This is a genomic window from Sulfitobacter sp. W074 (assembly GCF_025142275.1).
Taxonomy (GTDB): Bacteria; Pseudomonadota; Alphaproteobacteria; order Rhodobacterales; family Rhodobacteraceae; genus Sulfitobacter; species Sulfitobacter profundi.
This window is the reverse complement of record NZ_CP081130.1, coordinates 2,204,872-2,223,314: the sequence shown is the minus strand read 5'-3', so window position 1 is coordinate 2,223,314 and position 18,443 is coordinate 2,204,872. Positions and strand designations below refer to the sequence as shown.

Sequence of the window (18,443 nt, the reverse complement as noted above, 5' to 3'; positions counted from 1 at the left end):
CTTATTGGCCCTCGGTCTTCTTGATCACGTAGCCCACGGTCAGCAGCGCGTCCGACAGGGCGGTGCGGATGCTCGACCGGGTGGAAACGGTGCCGACATCAATGCCAAGCTGCACCATGGTCTGGGCGATCATCGGGCTGATGCCGCTGATGATGCACTCGGCACCCATCAGACGCACGGCAGCGGCGGCGCGCAGCAGGTGTTGTGCCACCTGCGTGTCGACGGTGCCGACGCCGGTGATGTCCATGATGACCACTTCGGCCTGCCGTTCCAGAATGGTTTGCAGCAGATTCTCCATCACCTCTTGGGCGCGGGCGGAATCCAGCGTGCCGATCAGCGGCAGGGTCAAAACACGGTCCCAAAGCTCGACCACGGGGGTCGACAGTTCCAGCATCTCTTGGCGTTGACGATCGATGATCTGCTCACGCTCAAGAATGAAAATCTCGTTGGTGTAGATGGCAAAGGCATCGACCAGACGGGTGACCAGCATCACGTCGCGGATCAATACGCCGTGTTCGCTGTCTTGCATCGCTTCGAGCCGTTTGAACAGCGGCGCTTTCAACGCCAACACAAAGGTCGCCATCTCGGTTGGGGTCACGCCGCGGTTGACACGTTCACGGCTAACATCGGCCAGAACGGCGCGCAGATCGTCCCATTGGGTATCATCGAAATCGAAATCTTCGCCCGAGATGCCATCGCGCACACCTTTGGAAAAGGCTTTGAGCAATTCGCGGTTCTGGTTCCGGCTCTCCGCATCGGAGAACAGGTCAGAACGTTTCACGCCCTCTTTGACCTGCGTTCCCAGCCACTCCTCGATGATACCTTTGAAATCGGTGTCGAGAACAGTCAGAATATTGGCCGTAGCAGATTGCGGCATCTTGAACCCCAGTGTTTATTTCACCCCCCATAGGCCAATCGTGGGGCCAAGTGTCAATAGGACGCAGGGATTTTGATCGGCGGCAAAGCGCCATCGGGCGCGCGCCATGTGATTGACTATGACCGCTTTTCGCGTGCCGCGGCGGGGGTGGGGCAGGCCATCGACGTTGGGTCTTCGCTTACGAGTTTGGAGGTGGAGGTGATTGGAGCGCTAGGGGCCCACGGCTCCACCATAAAGGGGTAGCCCCCGTCGCATCGCCCACCCGCAGGCAGGCGATGACTGTCTCTTAGTCGCGGGTGGCGGCTTATGCCGCCTCGCCGGGATGCCGTGGGACCAGCGCGCGGACCAGATCACGCATATGCAGCACGCCGACCTGTTTGCCCTCGCGCATGACGCGGTAGTTGTTGGTCGTATCCCCTCCGGAAACCGCGATGATGCTTTCCAGCGTGTCGTCGAAATCGACCTCACCGGCCACATCTGCAGGCGGCACCTCGGTCTTCTCCATGACCGACCGTACCCGCAGCACCCGCGCGCGGTTGATGTCGCTGACGAAGGCTTCGATGTAGGGATCATTGGGGTTCAGCAGAATGTGCTGCGGCTCGCCCTGCTGGACGATGAACCCGTCTTTGAGGATCACCAGATGGTCCGCCAGTTTTAGCGCCTCGTCCAGATCGTGGGTGATGAAGATCACGGTCTTATGCAGCTCTTCTTGCAACTCGATCAGCAGATCCTGCATGTCGGTCCGGATCAGCGGGTCGAGCGCCGAGAACGCCTCGTCCATCAGCATCACGTCAGAGTTCGACGTGAGCGCGCGGGCGATGCCAACACGCTGCTGCATCCCGCCTGATAGCTGCGCGGGGTACTGCTCTCCTTGCCCCTCCAGCCCGACGCGGTTCAGCCATTTGGTGGCCTCAGCCGCGTATTTGCTGCGGTTCTTGCCTTCGATCTCCCAGCTGAGCCCGGTGTTTTCCAACACCGTGCGATGCGGCAGCAGGGCGAACTTTTGGAACACCATCGACATCTTGTGCTTGCGCATCTCGCGCAGGCGACGCTCGTTGTAGTCGAGGATGTTCTCGCCGTTCATGATCACTTCGCCCGAGGTGGGGTCAATGAGGCGGTTGAGGTGCCGGATCAGCGTTGATTTGCCCGAACCCGACAGCCCCATGATCACCGTGGTCTTGCCCGCAGGCATGTCCACGTTGATGTTGTTAAGGCCAAGCACATGGCCGGTCTCGGCCTGAAGGTCGGTCTTGCTCATGCCGCCGCGCACCTTCTCCAGCGCGCCCTGCGGGTCATCGCCGAAGATTTTATAGAGGTTGCGGACGGAAATCTTGATATCGTCTGTCATGTCTGGCCTCACTTCTGCGCCGCGTTGATCCGCGCAAGCGCGGCTTTGGTGACCCGGTCGAGGATGATCGCAAGCAGCACGATCCCCAGACCCGACAGGAGGCCCACGCCCAATTCAAGGCTCCGAATGCCGCGCAGCACCAGCACGCCCAGACCGGGGGCCGAAACCAGCGAGGCGATAACGACCATGGCGAGGCTCATCATGATGGTCTGGTTCACACCGGCCATGATGTTGGGCAGCGCCAGCGGGATCTGCACCTTGTAAAGCTTTTGACGGTTGGTCATGCCAAAGGCGTCGGCGGCCTCGATCACGTCTTTGTCGACCAGACGGATGCCAAGGTCGGTCAGACGCACCACCGGCACGATGGCGTAAAGGATGATCGCGATGCCGTAGAGCTTGGGCTCGGTCACCGAAAAGAGGAAGATCAGCGGGATCAGGTAGACGAAGGGCGGCAGGGTTTGCAGCATGTCCAGCACCGGGATCATCGTGCGCTGCACACGGTCACTGCGCGACATGGCGATGCCGATGGGCACGCCCAAAAGCACACATATAAAGGCGCAGACAAAGATGATCGCCAACGTCTGCATGGTGTGTTCGTAAAAGTCGATAAAGGCGAGGAAGCCAAAGACCAGCGCCACCAGCGCCACCAGTTTCAGCGAGCGGCCCACGGCAAAGGTGATCGCCATCAAAAGCGGGATCATGATGAACCATGGTACCGCCTGCATGATCCAAAGCGCATTCTCTAGCGCCCAGCTCAGCGGTTGGGTCAGCGGATCGACAACGACTTTGAGACTGTCCTTGATGGCGAGGAAGCCCTCTTCCAGCCCTTGGGTCAGATCACGCGACTGTGGGATCGCGTTGCAACTGTCATGCAGCGCATCGAGCGAAGGGAAGGGGGCGTCCCAAAGCGTCGTATCGGCATCGCCGCCCGCTTGGCCCATGAGATCGGCCATGGAGCTAAGCCCACCGCCTTGGTCATCGCCGCACCAGCCGCGCAGGCCGAGCGAGTCAAAGAAGTTATCGTAGGTCGCCATCTGTCGCTTTCCCGGTCTGCATCAGACCGTTTACTTTTGGGGAGGGGGCCGGTGCGCCGCGCGGTCTGCGCGGCGTCGGCTGCCCCATGCAGAGGCGGCAAATCAAACCTATGTCCTTGCAAAGAAACTGCGCAGTCGGCGGGGGCCGCGGCGCAGTCGGTGTGAAAAGACGTAAGTCTTGCCGCCGATCCTGAAACAAACGGGCGGGAAACCCAGATGAGTTCCCCGCCCGCCGTTTTGTCAGTCTGTCTTACTGGTCAAGCAGCTTCGACAGGTTGCCACGGGCGTCGTCGCTCAGCCATTCGGCCCAGACGTCCTTGTTGTTCTGCAGGTAGTAAACAGCCGCTTCTTCATTCGAAGCGTTGCTTTCGCCCTGCCATGCCAGCAGCTTGCTCATCTCTTCGGTCTTGAAGGAGACGTTGCCGATGAATTCCGCGATCTCAGGATTGTTGTCGTGGAAATCCTTGGTCATCACAGTCAGAACCGGCGCCGTCGGGAAGGCCGAAGGCTTGGGCTCTGGGTTGTCGGCGTTCTGGTTGGCGCTGTGCGCGGCCTCGTCAAATTCGCCCAGATCGACGCTGGTCATGTCGTATTTGCCCAGCGGCGTGGTTGGGGCCCAATAGTAGCCGAACCATGGCTCTTTGCTTTCATAGGCCGACGCCATCGAGGTCACCATCGTCTCACCCGAGCCGTGGTCAAAGACTTCGATGCCGTTGCCTTCGAGGTCATAGGCGCGGGCGAGGTTGTCGCTCACGATGCGGCAGCCCCAGCCATCGGGACAGTTGTTGAACATGCCGCCGACCAGTTCGGGGTTTTCCAAGATGCCTTCGATGGTTGCAAGCTCGGGATGCTCATCCACAAGATAGGTCGGCACCCACCAGCCTTCGACACCACCGGGATCAAGCACGGAAGTCAGCTCAACGATCTTGCCGTTCTCTTTGAGCTTTTTGTAAGCATCACCGGCAGAGTTGGGCCACATCTCCGGCACGATGTCCGGCTCGTTGTTTTCCGACAGCGATGTCACGGCGGGCGTGGTGTCCGACGGTACCACGGTCACATCGCAGGAATAGCCCTGAACCAGCAGGAATTCGGTCACGGCGGTGACGATCTGCGCCGACGCCCAGTTCATTTCCGCGATCGAGACTTCGCCGCAGTCCTGAGCGGCGGCGGCCATCGGGGTCGCAACGGCAAAGGCCGTGCCAAGCAAATAGCGTTTCATAGTGATATCTCCTCTATTGTATCCGCAGTGACACGCAGCCGCGCACCGCTGATCTTTGTCCCTTTGCATCAAGAAAAAGCCGGTCGCGCGATAGGGCGCGGCAGCTTTCGATGGCCGGGTTTGCTGGAGATAAGAAAACAAATCGCGCGCCCCTGTGCAACACGATTGCCGAGAGGATGACGCAAGTTCGGGCACCGCGCCGGGTGTGGCGCGGTGCGGTTATGACCGGCGCCCCCCTGCAGGACGCCATATAATTAAGGCCCGCCGCGACCCTTCAAGAGGGGCGCGGGTGGGGCTGTTCAGCGGCGGGAAAAACTTTCCATGTCGCGGATATGCTGGGGGATGTCTTTGCGGTTCAGGCCAATATCCTGCAGCAGACGGTCATCCATCGCGTTCAGCGTCGACAGCGTGCGGTTGCGCTCCCAACGGCGCGCGGTGTCGCGCAGGGCACGCCGCAGCATGGCGACAAGGGCCAGACCCTCGGCGTTGGCGACTTGACCGATGGTGCCGTTAAAGGCGGTTCCGGGCATCCCGGCGATCTGGTTGGTGTTCTTCAGCAGGCGGAAATGCATGGCATGCTCCATATCAGAAAGGTCGTAAAAGGAAGGATCCGCAAAAGACGACGGTCAGTGCCAAAAGGCCGGGCCGGGTCGGTTGTGTGGGTCTCATCCCGAGTGTGATCCGGAAAGTCAGTTGGAACCCCGATGGTCCGAACAGGCGGATCGGCCTGTCCGACCGGGGTTACCGGCGGTTCAGCAGCGTGCCCGGTTTGCGCGGGCGCCTCTTATGAACGGCATACATCGTCATGCGGCGCATTTGGTCTACCCGAGCGGCCATTGCAATAGGGTGAAATGGGGGGTGCGACACCCTGCCGCAGGGGCGGGGCGCAGAGTGCACTATGGCTGGGGTTTGCGCGCCATCGGCGCGGTGTCGTTTGTGGACTTTGAAATGTCGTTTTGAGGGTCGGATTTGGCGCATTTTGGCGCGGATGTTCGGGGGGAGGTAAGCGGCTAGTGAGGTATACGTTCGAGACCAGCAGCCGCCTTTGCGCGATTAAGTCTGCCGCAAAGAGGCGATAGGCCGCTTCTTATAGGCCCACCTCGCCGCGCCGGTTGCGGTTCCGATGTGTTTCCGGCGAAATGCCTTGCATGAGCCCCTGACGCCCCCTGCAGGTGCGCGATTGATTCGGCGGGAATAAGGCGCTCTACCTGTGGCTTTGTCACCAGTTCCGCAGGTTTTCGGTCCATTGGTTCCAGCTTGTGAACAAGCAATCAAAAAGAATGACGAAAACAAGGCGGCACAGATGCGGCGCATTTGCGGCGCCATTGTCTCTCACTGCGAAACAGTCTTGACCGGGGGTGAAAGGGCGCGGTCGCGTTTTGGCGTTAATTTTCCTTAATCCTATGGCGAATCGCGATTTCGCCGAGGAATGCCGGGGAAACAATCGCCGCCAGGAGATCGGCTAAACCACCTGAATTGCGGCAAAACTTCATTTGGTTCCGGCAATTTTCAAACATTTTTTCCTTTGTCCATTCGTATAGGAGGGCTATTCCTATAGGTGCCCAACTGGGGGGCAAAGAAGTCTGTAGGTCACGGGGGCGGCCGCATTAAGCGCATCACGGATGCGGGAGATGTGGGTACGCCGCAAGTTAGCGCCGTAAGCACAACATACCGGGGAGGTGTTCTTCTCGGTTTGTGGGCCTCGTACAGGCTCTTCCCTTCGTTGCTGCAAGTATGCAGGCCGCCTGATCTGGATTTCAGCCAGCGGGGCGCGTGTGAATGGAGGGAGAGACGACATGAGACATAAGCGACAGGTCCTGCCACTGGCCTTCTGCGGGGCAAGAATTGCCCGGTTCGATCGCTCTGCCGTTCGGCGCTCCATACATCAGATTGAAACAGCATCTACTTCCAAGACGGCCGCGTTGCGCGCCGCGTGCAACACCGCTCAGGAGATTTCACAATGATTAGAACACTTGATTTCAACGCGTTCAGCGCAGGCACCATCATTGACGATGAATATGCAGCTCTGGGCGTTACGGTTTCGGCCAGCGGCGGATCCGGCGATGCGATGATCTTTGACAGCAGCAACCCGACAGGCGGCGACAGTGATCTGGCCTCCGACACGCTTGAAGGTCTGCTGATCGTCTCCGAAGACGGCGACCAGAGCGACCCGGACGACAACGCCGGCGGCGGCAGCCTGTTCTTTGATTTCGATGACATGGTGCGTCTGAAGGGCGTCACCTTCAAAGACATCGAAGAGACCAGCGGCGAGGGCACCCGTGTCATCTTTTACGATGACAATGGCGACGTGATCCAGAACCACTACGTTCAGCCCACGGGCGATGGCGGCGAACGGTTCGTTCAGTTCAACATCGACGGCGTGTCGCGCTTTGAAGTGCGTTTCGAAGGCTCCGGCGCGATCGACAATGTGATCTTCGACGACGACAAGCCAGAGGGCGGCGGCAACGATGCGCCCGTGGCCGAAGACGATGTGCTTGAGATCGACGAAGACACCTCCGGCACCGTCGACGTGCTGGGCAATGACAGCGACAGCGATGGCGACACGCTGACCGTCACCATGGCAACCTGCCCTGCGGGGCCTGTGGTCATCAACGACGATGGCACGCTGACCTTCACGCCCGATGCGGATTTCAACGGCGACACAACCATCACCTACACTGTGGATGACGGCAATGGCGGCACCGACACCGGCACCGTGAATGTCACCGTGAACCCGGTAAACGATGCGCCCGAGGCCAATGACGACACGGCCAGCACCACCGGCACCGAAGCGGTCGTGATCCCGGTTCTGGACAATGATACCGATGTGGACGGCGACACGTTGAGCGTTGCAGATGCCTCCAGCGACGATGGCACCGTGACCATCAACGACGATGGCACCATCACTTTTGTTGCCGATGACGGTTTCACCGGCGACGCGACGATCACCTATACCGTGTCCGACCCCGACGGTTTGACCGACGAAGGAACCGTGACTGTCACCGTGGGTGACGGCGATCCGACCCGCGACGGCTATGTTGACGGCACCGCAGGCGATGACATGATCGACACCGCCTATACCGGCGACCCCGATGGCGACATGATCGACAACGACGACGCGATCCTGCCCGGTGCCGAAGGCGATGACGACTATGTCCGCGCAGGCGACGGTGACGACACCATTCTGGCAGGCGACGGCGATGACATCGTCGAAGCCGGTGCGGGCTCTGACGTGGTCGACGGCGGTGACGGTGACGACATGATCACCACCGGCAACGACGATATCGCGCCTGATTTGGGCTACCCGGAAAGCGACAGCGACAGCTTGAGCTTTGACCCCGATGCCGATCCCGAGAACGACCGCGACTCCGTCGATGGCGGCGCGGGCAATGACACCATCTCGACCGGCGACGACCGTGACACCATCACCGGCGGCACGGGCGATGATGTGATCGACGCGGGCATCGACGACGATTGGGTTGATGGCGGCGACGGCGATGACCGTATCGTCGGCGGCGAGGGCAACGACAGCATCCTTGGTGGCGCTGGCAATGACACGATCTTTGCCGGCAATGATCCCGACCTCGGCCTTGATGTGCTCGACATCCCCGACGAAGATGATGCGTCCAACCCCTTCACCCCCGACCGTGTTACGGACAACGGGAGGGATACGGTCGACGGTGGTTCGGGCAATGACGTGATCTATGGCGCCGATGACGCCGACATGCTGCGCGGCGGTTCTGGCGATGACTATATCGACGGTCAGATCGACGATGACATCATCGAAGGCAACACCGGCAATGACACGCTGCTTGGCGGTCAAGGCGACGACAGTATCTCGGGCGGTCAGGGCAATGATGAGCTTGACGGCGGCACCGGCGATGACACGCTACGCGGCAACCGTGACGATGACCTGCTGGTCGGCGGCGAAGGCGATGACCTGCTCGACGGTGGCGGCGAGAATGACACGCTGATGGGCGGCGAGGGCGACGACACGCTGCAAGGCGGTCAGGGCGACGATCTGCTCGACGGTGGTGCGGGTGTCGACGTGATGACCGGCGGTGCCGATCAGGACAGCTTCGTCAACGTGAATGCGGGCGATGATGTCGACGGTGGCAGCGCTGGCGTGGACTATGACACGCTTGATCTGCGCGGCTCGGCCCCTGAAGGTGGCCGCCTAGAGGTTACCTATACCTCTGATGATCGCGAAGACGGTTTTGTTGACTACTTCAACGAAGACGGCAGCGATGCCGGGCGTTTGAACTTTGTCGAGATCGAAAATGTTATCATCCCCTGTTTCACACCGGGCACCAAGATCGCCACACCGCGTGGTGAGGTCCGTGTGGAGGCGCTTGAGGTCGGTGACCGGGTCATCACCCGCGACAACGGCATCCAAACGATCCGTTGGGTCGGCGCACGTGAGATGACGGGGGCCGAATTCGAAATGGCTGCCCATCTCAAGCCGGTGCTGATCCGCAAGGGCGCGCTTGGCAATGCACTGCCCGAGCGTGACATGATGGTCAGCCCCAACCACCGCGTGTTGGTCGCCAACGAGAAAACGGCGCTCTACTTCGAAGAGCGTGAAGTGCTGGTTGCGGCGAAACACCTGACCGGCATGGAGGGCATCGACGTGGTCGAGGTCTCTGGCACCACCTACATCCACGTGATGTTCGACCGCCATGAGGTGATCCTGTCGGATGGCACATGGACAGAGAGCTTCCAGCCTGGTGACATGTCGCTGGCCGGTATCGGCGAAGAGCAACGCAACGAGATTCTCGAGCTCTTCCCCGAGCTTGCGACACAGGACGGCATCGAAGGCTACACCGCCGCCCGCCGGTCGCTGAAAAAGCACGAAGCCAGCTTGTTGGTGAAATAAGCCCGCGGGGGCGGGAAGCGATGCAGCTTAGAAACGGGGCGGGTAACCGCCCCGTTTTCTTTTCTGGGGCTATCTCTGCGGCTTTCGCCACGCGGCCCAATCTTCGGGCGTGTCGAGGTCGAGCCGCGCGCGTTGACCGGGCAGGGGCACCATCTGCACCCGCGCGCCTGCGCCACGCACCACCGCACGGCCCCCATCATCGCCGCTCAGCTGTTTGAGTTGGTCAAACAGCGCGGCGGCAAAGATGATCGGATGCCCCGGCCTGCCATCCTCTGTCGCGGCGCGCCAGACCAACGTCTCACTGCTTAGATCAACCGAGGCCGCAAGGCAGGCCAGATCGCTGGGCTCAAGGTCGGGCATGTCGGCCAACATCACCATGGCCGCCGCCGTGTCCGGGGGCAGGGCCGCAAAGGCGCTGCGCAGGCTGGCGCCCATGCCCTCGGACGCATCGGGAATGGGAAGCGGCGTGATATCCAGCCCGGTCAGGGCCGTGTAGCGCGGATGCGGCGCGGGCGGCAGGGCGACCATCACGGGGCCGACGCTTTGCGCGACCCGCGTCTGACGGCGCAACAGGGGCTGGCCGTCCACGTCTTCCATCAATTTGTCGCGCCCCCGCATCCGGGAAGAGGCTCCGGCAGCGAGGAGGATCACAGGCAGAGAGGCTTTTGTCATGGCGCCAGACTACCGGGCGCAGCGCGCGGGGATAAGGGCTTTCTTGCACCTTGCCACGGGCCAGATATCAGCGCCGCCAAAGGTTGCAAATTCCTGCTAAACCACCGTTGGCAGGGCGCTTTTTCGTGCTACCCTTGCCCCATGAACATTAAAGACCTGATCCCGCACACACTGTTTCGCAAAGCCCGCGAATATTCTCGTAAACTTTGGGTGCGGGTGGTCGTCATGGGGCTGTTGGCCTTTGTCGCCCTCGGGATGACGCAGCTGTTTGAGCCCTTGGTGCCCAAGGAGGTCGCCACACGTTTGACGGGCGAGGCGGCGGATCGGCTTTTGCAGATCATCGCGGATGCGATGCTTGCGGTTACGATCTTTTCGATCACCATCATGGTCACGGTCTACCGCTCTACCTCGGCCCAATTCACGCCGCGGGCGCATCGGCTGATCATTCAGGACCGGACCACCCAGAACACCCTTGCCGTTTTCATCGGCGCCTATGTGTATGCTTTGGTGGCGATCATCATGCGCGAGTTGGGCATCTATGTCGACGAACGCTCATTCGTGCTGTTTCTGACGACAGTGATGGTGCTGGCGATCATCGTGATCTTTCTGATCCGTTGGGTGCTTCACCTGCAAAGTTTCGGTAGCCTGATCGACACCACGCGCCAAATCGAAGCCGTAACCACATCGCTGTTCAAGGAGCGGCTAAAGACCCCCTGCATGGGCGGCCACCCTCTGACCGGCCCCACCCCTGACAACGCCCGCCCGATCTTTGCCCCCGAAAGCGGGTATATCAAACATATCTACCCCGAGGCGCTGGACCAGCAGGCGCGCGATCATGGGGTGGCGATCTATCTTACCCGCCGCATCGGCGATTTCGTTTTTGTCGGAGAGCCTTTGGTCATGGTCACCCAGCAGGGCAGCCCGCAGGACGACGAGCACGACTGGGACAGCCTTGAGCAAAAGGTTTTCGACACCGTGCAACTGGGCGATCTGCGCACCTTTGACCAAGACCCGCGCTTTGGCCTGCGGGTGCTGGGAGAGGTCGCCTCCAAAGCGCTGTCGCCGGGGATCAACGATGGTGGCACGGCGATTGATGTCATCACCCGCATCGGGCGCATCCTGTCTTATTATTCGGACGAGGCGAAGCCGGGCGGCAAGGTCAACTTGCCCAACCTGCATATCGCGCCGATCCCGTCGGACGCCCTGATCGAAGACGGCTTTGGCGCGCTGGCCCGCGATGGGGCCTCGGTCGTTGAGGTGCAGATGGCCTTGCAAGAGGTGCTGGCCGGGCTGATGCACCACCCTGACCCCGGCCTTGCCGCCTCGGCCCGGGACGCGGCAGAGAACCACCTGCGCCGCGCTTTCGAAGAGGTGCCCTTTGGCCCCGACCGGGCGCGGATCTGGGCCGCCGCATGCAAAGAGGTGCGCGCGGCGGTGGAGACACCGGACTAAGCGGAGGTCAGAGGGGGCGGATTTTCAGCTGCGTGATGCGGTTTCCGTCCCGTTCCATCACTTCGAACCGGAAGTTGTGGAAAGAGAACACCTGCCCCACGGTGGGGATCATCTGCGCTTCGTGGATCACCAGCCCGGCCACGGTATTGGCCTCGTCATCGGGGAGGGACCAGTCGGTGGCCCGGTTAAGATCGCGGATCGTCATGGCCCCTTCGACCATCAGATGCCCGTCTTCGGACTGTTTGAGCGGGTGATCTGCGTCGGGGTCGAATTCGTCTGTAATCTCGCCCACGATCTCTTCGAGGATGTCTTCGAGCGTGATCAGCCCTTGCAGTGAGCCATATTCATCCACCACCAGCGCAAAATGCGTGCGGCGGCGCAGGAACTGGCGCATCTGTTCATCGAGGGTTGAGGTTTCGGGCACGAAATAGGGTTTCATCACCACATCGGCCACGTTGAACCCCTTGAGCGCCGCCGCATTGCCGTTGGGGCCGCCGATCAGCTTGTACATGGCGCGCAGCAGGTCCTTGGCGTGGATCACGCCGATGATGTTTTCCGGATCATCGCGGAAGACGGGCAGGCGGGTGTGGTTGGATTGCAGGCATTTTTCCATGATGTCGGTCGGGTCGGATGCCGCATCGATCATCTCGATCCCCGAACGGTGCAGCATGACCTCTTCGACCGCGCGTTCGCGCAGGTCGAGCGCGCCCAAGATACGGTCGCGGTCTTCCTTTTCGACGACGCCTTCGGAATGGCCAAGTTGCAAGGCGCCGGCGATCTCTTCGCGGACGGCCAGAATGTTGCTGTCCGGGTCAATCTGAACGCCGAACAGCCGCAGCACGCCGCGCACGAAATAGCGCACCGCCGTCACCACCGGCGAGAAGACAAGCACCACGATGCTGATTGGGCGCGAGACCAGCGCCGCCGCCGTTTCGGCATTGGTAATGGCATAGGTCTTGGGCAGCACTTCTGAGAAGACAAGCACCAGAAGTGTCATCACCAGCGTCGCCAGCGCCACGCCGCTTTCGCCGAAAAGCCGGGTGAACAGCGCCGTCGCCATGGAGGCGGCAAGGATGTTGACCAAGTTGTTGCCCAGAAGGACCGAGCCGATCAGCCGCTCGTTATCCTCGGTGATTTTGAGCGCCCGTATCGCCCCGCTTGCCCCTTTGTCGGCCTGCGCGCGCAGCTTCCCGCGCGAGGCCGCGGTCAGTGCGGTCTCGGACCCCGAAAAGAAGCCCGACAGGACGAGGAGAAACAGGATAATTCCGGTACTGATCCAGAATGCGGTGTCAAAAAGGGCGGGGCCCGTTTCCATGAGGTCTAAATCCATCCATTATGTGTTGCGAATGTTATGGGCGCAGGGGCTGCGTCATTCAAGGGTCGCAACGGGTGAGGGTGGTGTGATGCAGGCGAAAATCAACTGTGCAGAGCTCGGGGTTCTGGACGGGCCGCTGCTGTTGTTCGGCGGGCCCTATTCCAACCTTCAGGCGGTAGCAGCGCTGGCGGATTTTGCCGCCGCGCACGGCATCGGCGGGGGTCAGATGATCTGCACCGGGGATATCGTCGCCTACTGCGGGGCACCAAGCGAAAGTGTGGCGGCGATCCGGGCGCTTGGCTCTGCCGTGGTGGCGGGCAATTGTGAGTTGCAACTGGCCAGCGGGGCCGAGGATTGCGGCTGCGGCTTCGCGCCGGGCAGCAGTTGCGACATGCTTTCGGGCGCGTGGTACGCCCATGCCGTGCGGGCGTTGGATGCGGAGGCGAAGACGTGGATGGGATCACTGCCGGATGTGGCCGTGTTTCAGCATCAGGGGCAGCGCTACGGGGTGATCCACGGCGGGGTGTGCGATGTGGCGCGGTTCATCTGGTCAGAGAGTGCAGAGGCGGTGTTCGAGGAGGAGTGGCAGGCCTTGGAAGAGGTCACAGGCCCCGTCGATCACATCATCGCCGGGCATTCCGGTCTGCCCTTTATCCGCAAGACGGCGCGTGGGCGCTGGATCAATGCAGGGGTGATCGGCATGCCGCCCCACGACGGTGGCCAGCAAACGCGGGTGGCCGTGTTGGACGGGGGCGAAGTGCGGTTTCACCGGCTTAGCTATGATGTGGCAGGGGCCGTGGCCGACATGACAAAGGCCGGTCTGCCGCGCGCCTATGCTGACGCGCTGCAAAGCGGTTACTGGCCGTCGGAAGACGTGCTGCCACCGGGGTTGCGCGTGCCGTCCTTGGCCAGAGGGTGACGCTCTAGCACGAGGTCCGACAGGCGCTCTTCCAGAACATGGGTATAGATCTCGGTCGTGGCGACATCGGCGTGGCCCAGCATGGTCTGGATCGCGCGCAGGTCCGCGCCATTGGCCAGCAGATGCGTGGCAAAGGCATGGCGCAGGGTGTGCGGCGTGACCTTTTCAGGGGGCACACCCCCGGTCACGGCGAATTCCTTGATCAACAGATAGAACCGATGCCGCGTCAGATGGCCCGTTGCCCCGCGCGACGGGAAGAGATGCCGTGCGGGCGGTTTGCCCTTGGCTTGGGCCGCTTCATCCGCCTTGTCGCGCACCACCAGCCATGCGGCCAGCGCATCACGCGCAGGCTCTGACAGCGGCACCAGCCGCTCGCGGCCCCCCTTGCCCGAAATCAGCAGCAGGCGCGGATCGCCGCGCGCGGCGCTGACCGGCAGGCTGACCAATTCGCTGACCCGCATGCCAGTGGCATAGAGCAGTTCCATCAGGCAGGTGTTGCGCAGTTGGTCTGCCAGTGCCCGGCCTGAGTTGCGCGCGGCATCCAGAAGCCGGTCGACCTCTTCTTCAGAGAGAATCTTGGGCAGACGTTTGTCTTGCCCCGGTCCGGCGATTTGCACGGCGGGATTGTCTTCGCGCAGCCCTTCCTCAAAGGCAAAGCGGTAGAGCTGTTTGATCGCCGAAAGCCGCCGCGCGCGGGTGGATTTAGCCAGCCCCTGCGCGTCGCAATAGACAAGGTAATCCTCAACCTCGCCGCGGCTGGCGGTGAGGAAATCGTGATTGCGCTGCGCCAGAAAGGAATCGAAATCCTTGAGGTCGCGGCCATAGGCCAGCTGCGTATTGGTGGCGGCACCCTGTTCGGCGGCGGCGGCCTCCAGAAAGCTGGAGATCCAATGGAAGGTCGGGGTCTGGGACATCATCATTGCTGGAGCAATACAATCTGCAAGGCGGCACGTCGGGCGGTGTCTTCCAACCCGAGGGCGCGCAGGGTGGCTAGGGCGTCGCGGAGCGCCGATGTGTCACCACTCGCCCCGTCATGCAAGAGCGACAATAGGCGCAAAATCGCCATGCCCAATTCCTTGTCCCTCGCCAGCGCCATCAGGTCGGCGCGCGGGGTGGGATTGGCGAAAGCATCGTGAACAGCAGCGGCCAAGGGCGCATCCGGGGCAGGGCCTTCGGGGGCATCGCCAACCGCTACGGCGCGCAGCAATTCGTCTTCGGGGGACTTGCCGATCACCCGCGCCGCGGCGGCCTCGTAATTGGGCGACAGCAGCGCCACATCCCGCGCCAGACGCGCGGCATGGCCCGCAAGCGGCATGGTCGAGAGGGGTTCGGCAAAGAGCGTGGCAAAGGCCACTTCGAGAGAGGCCTCCCGCATCGCTTCCCATGCAGGCGGCAGGGTCTTGGCCACCGCCTCTGCGCTGCTGGTGCGCAGGGCGGTCTCAAAGCGTTGCAGCGCCGCGACACGGTCCCAGACGCCCCCCGATGCAGCGGGCTGGCGGTCTGTGTACAGCCCCAGCAGCAGGTTGTCGGGCAGGGCGCCCGCGCGGGTCAGACGCTCGGCGGCCTCAAGCTGGGCTTTCCATCCGGCGATGTCGCGCAGATCGGCCACCGCATAGGCGCGCGGCAGGATGTTGGAGGGCAGCGGCTCACCAATGGTTTCAAACAGGCGAAAGGTCATCGGGTCCATCTGGCGCGGCACGCGCAGCGGTTCGGCCCCTTCGTAGAAATCCGGGTTGAGGAAACGGTCAAAGAGTTCAAGCTGCGCCTCTGGCAACAGGCCGAGCGCCTGCGCCGAGCCAAAGGTCAGAGCCGCGTTTTCCCAATTGCCCGCGCGGGCGTTGCAAAAAATTCGGGTGCCATAGTCATGGGTCAGATGCGGTGATTTCATCAGCCGCTCGCAAACGCGGTGTTCGGTGCCAGTGAGCAGGGAAAGCTGCATCCAAAGGTCGAAATGCGCGGTCGAGGTGGTCACCCCGGCCTGTTCGATCAGCGACAGCGCCGGATCGAGCGCGCCAAGCTCCATCAGTTTTTCGCCCCGTGCCAGCGCCAATAGATCGCCATTGCGCGCCTCGCCCTGCGGGGCCTGCGCCTCGGCCAGAAGCACGGTATAGAGCAGGGCCTGCGCGGCGGGCAAATGCAGGTCGGGCAGGTTGCGAATACGCTCGATCAGGGCAGTGGTATCGCTGCCCATCCAGATGTCCCCACGCAGCCCAGTGACCGAGCCGGGCACCAGCCCGATGCGGCGCGGCGCGCCATCGCCCAGTGGGGTGACCTGCACCTCGGGGGGCAAGGCGTTGTTGGCGACAGGCGGTTCCGCCACCCGGCCCGAATTGGGCGGGCGCTTGGGGCTGTTTTCGGGCGGCGATTGCGCCCCGAGCCAGTCGATCACGGAAAGCGGTTGGTCATTGGCGGCGGGGGGCTTTTCCTGTTCCCCGGCCTCTGAGGTTTTGCGCGAATCGCGGCCCAGATTGCGGTCTTCGTCGGATTCGGCCAGCAGGGCGCTGGCACTGACCGAGCAGATCAACGCAGCGCAAAGGGCCAAACCGCGTTTTGACAGCGCGTTTGCCACCCCGCTCAATCCGCTGTCAGCGTGACGGGCTGGCGTGTCTCAATCTGTTCGGGCGAAAAGTCCACGCCAAAGAAGGGCCCGACGTAGGCATAGCCCACCAGCCCGATGAAGCCGACAATCAATAGAAATATCAAAAGCTTAAAAAGTTTACCCATGATTAATGCCTGCCCGGAATTCTGCTATTTTGCCAAACTATATATGGCCTTTCCGGCAAGATCACGTCATTCAGAGAAAAATGAGCGGAATTAAGCACAGCATAACCGATGGCGATGAAATGCCGCCCCGTTACCGTCTGAACAAGACGGTGGCGCTGGTTGGCATGATGGGGGCGGGCAAGACGGCGGTGGGGCGTGCGGTCTCGGCCAAGCTGGGCGCGCCCTTTCTGGACAGCGATGCCGAGATTGAGGCGGCGGCCAATCTGAGCGTGCCCGAAATCTTTACCCGCGACGGAGAGCCGTTCTTTCGCAAACGCGAGACAGAGGTCATCGCCCGGCTGCTGGCAGAGGAACGTTGCATCCTGTCCACCGGCGGCGGGGCGTTTCTGGCCGAGGTAAATCGCGACAATATCGCGGCTTACGGTGTGGCGCTCTGGCTGGATGCGGATCTTGATCTGCTGTGGAACCGGGTGCGCTATAAGGACAGCCGTCCGCTGCTGCGTACGGCTGATCCCAAGGCCACGCTGACCGCGCTCTACCGCGACCGGGTGCCGCTTTACCGGCTGGCGGATCTGTCGGTGCGCTGTGATCCGCGTCTGTCGATTGACGCCATGGCCAATCGGGTGATCGATAAGCTGCTGACAAGGCCGGATGTTTTGGAGAAATTGGATGCGTGAGACGGTATCCGTGACCCTGCCGGGGCGGGAATATGATGTAATCATCGGGCCGGGGTTGCTGGCCGATGCGGGCGCGCTGATCGCGCCGCTGCTGCGCCGCAAGCGGGTGGCCGTCATCACCGAAAGCCGCGTGGCCGCGTTGCATTTGCAAACGCTGCGGGACGGGTTGGCCGCCGAGGGCATCGCGATGTCGGCGCTGGAACTCGCGCCCGGAGAGGGGACCAAGGACTGGGCCAATCTGCAGCGCTCGGTCGACTGGCTGCTCGACGAACAGGTGGAGCGCGGCGATATCGTCGTGGCCTTTGGCGGCGGGGTGATCGGCGATCTAGTGGGCTTTGCCGCCGCCGTGCTGCGGCGCGGGGTGCGTTTTGTGCAGATCCCCACATCGCTTCTGGCGCAGGTCGACAGTTCGGTGGGTGGCAAGACCGGGATCAACGCAAGCCAAGGCAAGAACCTGATCGGGGCATTCCATCAACCCAGCCTCGTGCTCGCCGATACCGAAGTGCTGGGGACCATGCCGCCCCGCGATTTCCTCGCCGGGTATGGCGAGGTCGTAAAATACGGCCTGCTGGGCGATGCGGATTTCTTTGATTGGCTAGAGGCGCAGGGGCCAGCCCTTGCGGCGGGCGATATGGAAGCTCGGATCGAGGCGGTGCGCCGTTCGGTCCAGATGAAGGCCGATATCGTGGAACGCGACGAGACCGAGCAGGGCGACCGCGCGTTGCTCAACCTCGGCCATACTTTCGGCCATGCGCTTGAGGCGGCGACCGGCTATTCCGACCGTCTGCTGCATGGCGAAGGGGTGGCGATCGGCTGTGCGCTGGCCTTTGAGCTTTCCGCGCGGCAGGGCCTATGCCCGCAGGAAGACCCCAGCCGCCTGCGCGCCCATCTGGCGCAGATGGGCATGAAGACCGACCTGCGCGATATCCCCGGCGACCTGCCAGAGGCCGAAGAGTTGCTGCGCCTGATGGGGCAGGACAAAAAGGTTGTCGATGGCCGGTTGCGTTTCGTTCTGGCGCGCGGCATCGGCCAAGCCTTTGCCGGGGCCGAGGTCGACAATGCCGATGTGCTGGTCCTGCTGCGCGACGCGCTAAGCGCGCGCCAGTGACCCGCGGCGGGCTGGGCCCGGCGGTTTAACTCTATTCTTTAAGGTGTTGTGGTGCCGAATAAAAAGGGCGGCGCCGCCAAGTCGGATGTTTGAGACAGGTGTCACCCTGCATGTCTGAACGTCTTGACATGGCGCCCGCGTGGGGCGCCTCTGATCCGGTTGCCGAACTGATGAATGCCCGGCGGGTATCGCGATGGGGAGAGGTCTAATCCGGCGCGGTTA

Annotated in this window: 15 protein-coding genes; 5 read left to right on the top strand and 10 right to left on the bottom strand. The window is 62.1% G+C overall.

The genetic code is table 11. The annotated features are described in order from the left end of the window. Position 1: 1 nt before the first annotated feature. From K3762_RS10990 to K3762_RS10970, 5 genes are all read right to left on the bottom strand, one after another. Positions 2-877, bottom strand: coding sequence for an STAS domain-containing protein (locus K3762_RS10990; RefSeq protein ID WP_067627403.1), 876 nt, complete (start codon positions 875-877; stop codon positions 2-4). Positions 878-1,181: 304 nt separating this feature from the next. After that, positions 1,182-2,225: a glycine betaine/L-proline ABC transporter ATP-binding protein gene (locus K3762_RS10985; protein WP_067627405.1), complete on the bottom strand. Its 1,044-nt coding sequence runs from the start codon at positions 2,223-2,225 to the stop codon at positions 1,182-1,184. Between the two features lie 8 nt (positions 2,226-2,233). Beyond that, positions 2,234-3,259 (bottom strand): proline/glycine betaine ABC transporter permease, encoded by a 1,026-nt coding sequence (locus tag K3762_RS10980; RefSeq protein WP_260009473.1) that lies wholly within the window; start codon positions 3,257-3,259, stop codon positions 2,234-2,236. Positions 3,260-3,509: 250 nt separating this feature from the next. Then, positions 3,510-4,478 (bottom strand): ABC transporter substrate-binding protein, encoded by a 969-nt coding sequence (locus K3762_RS10975; protein WP_067627408.1) that lies wholly within the window; start codon positions 4,476-4,478, stop codon positions 3,510-3,512. Between the two features lie 299 nt (positions 4,479-4,777). Next, positions 4,778-5,050 carry a DUF1127 domain-containing protein gene (locus K3762_RS10970; protein WP_067627410.1) on the bottom strand — a complete coding sequence of 91 codons (273 nt, stop codon included), beginning with the start codon at positions 5,048-5,050 and terminating at the stop codon, positions 4,778-4,780. Between the two features lie 1,388 nt (positions 5,051-6,438). On the opposite strand from K3762_RS10970, the gene K3762_RS10965 reads away from it, so the two are divergent. Further along, positions 6,439-9,354 (top strand): Hint domain-containing protein, encoded by a 2,916-nt coding sequence (locus tag K3762_RS10965; protein WP_260009472.1) that lies wholly within the window; start codon positions 6,439-6,441, stop codon positions 9,352-9,354. 69 nt (positions 9,355-9,423) lie between these two features. Here the strand turns inward: K3762_RS10965 and K3762_RS10960 are convergent, their stop codons facing one another. After that, positions 9,424-10,026: an NTP transferase domain-containing protein gene (locus tag K3762_RS10960; protein ID WP_132443274.1), complete on the bottom strand. Its 603-nt coding sequence runs from the start codon at positions 10,024-10,026 to the stop codon at positions 9,424-9,426. A 141-nt stretch (positions 10,027-10,167) separates the two neighbouring features. Here K3762_RS10960 and K3762_RS10955 point away from each other — a divergent pair, with 141 nt between their 5' ends. Beyond that, the gene (locus K3762_RS10955; RefSeq protein WP_120351226.1) at positions 10,168-11,478 is read left to right on the top strand and encodes a DUF2254 domain-containing protein; all 1,311 of its coding nucleotides are present in this window, start codon (positions 10,168-10,170) and stop codon (positions 11,476-11,478) included. 7 nt (positions 11,479-11,485) lie between these two features. On the opposite strand, the gene K3762_RS10950 is transcribed toward K3762_RS10955, so the two are convergent. Continuing rightward, positions 11,486-12,793, bottom strand: coding sequence for an HlyC/CorC family transporter (locus K3762_RS10950; RefSeq protein WP_067623667.1), 1,308 nt, complete (start codon positions 12,791-12,793; stop codon positions 11,486-11,488). Between the two features lie 88 nt (positions 12,794-12,881). On the opposite strand from K3762_RS10950, the gene K3762_RS10945 reads away from it, so the two are divergent. Next, positions 12,882-13,712 (top strand): metallophosphoesterase, encoded by an 831-nt coding sequence (locus K3762_RS10945; RefSeq protein WP_240791519.1) that lies wholly within the window; start codon positions 12,882-12,884, stop codon positions 13,710-13,712. On the opposite strand, the gene K3762_RS10940 is transcribed toward K3762_RS10945, so the two are convergent. The 3 genes from K3762_RS10940 to K3762_RS10930 are packed head-to-tail and all read right to left on the bottom strand — an operon-like array spanning position 13,649 to position 16,436. Continuing rightward, positions 13,649-14,632, bottom strand: coding sequence for a site-specific tyrosine recombinase XerD (locus K3762_RS10940; protein WP_120351225.1), 984 nt, complete (start codon positions 14,630-14,632; stop codon positions 13,649-13,651). The two genes, K3762_RS10945 and K3762_RS10940, sit on opposite strands and share 64 nt — an antisense overlap. After that, on the bottom strand, positions 14,629-16,281 hold the full coding sequence (locus K3762_RS10935; protein ID WP_311198983.1) for a hypothetical protein: 1,653 nt from the start codon (positions 16,279-16,281) through the stop codon (positions 14,629-14,631). Before K3762_RS10935 ends, K3762_RS10940 begins: the two co-directional genes overlap by 4 nt. 5 nt (positions 16,282-16,286) lie before the next feature. Then, the gene (locus K3762_RS10930; RefSeq protein WP_007120408.1) at positions 16,287-16,436 is read right to left on the bottom strand and encodes a hypothetical protein; all 150 of its coding nucleotides are present in this window, start codon (positions 16,434-16,436) and stop codon (positions 16,287-16,289) included. An 80-nt stretch (positions 16,437-16,516) separates the two neighbouring features. Between K3762_RS10930 and K3762_RS10925 the strand changes: the two genes are divergently transcribed. Together K3762_RS10925 and aroB are read left to right on the top strand one after the other, a co-directional pair. Beyond that, a complete protein-coding gene (locus tag K3762_RS10925) occupies positions 16,517-17,113 on the top strand; it encodes a shikimate kinase (protein WP_132443277.1) in 597 nt (198 codons plus the stop codon). After that, positions 17,106-18,221, top strand: a complete 1,116-nt coding sequence (gene aroB / locus K3762_RS10920; protein WP_260009470.1) for a 3-dehydroquinate synthase — start codon at positions 17,106-17,108, stop codon at positions 18,219-18,221. Before K3762_RS10925 ends, aroB begins: the two co-directional genes overlap by 8 nt. The last annotated feature ends 222 nt before the right edge of the window (positions 18,222-18,443 follow it).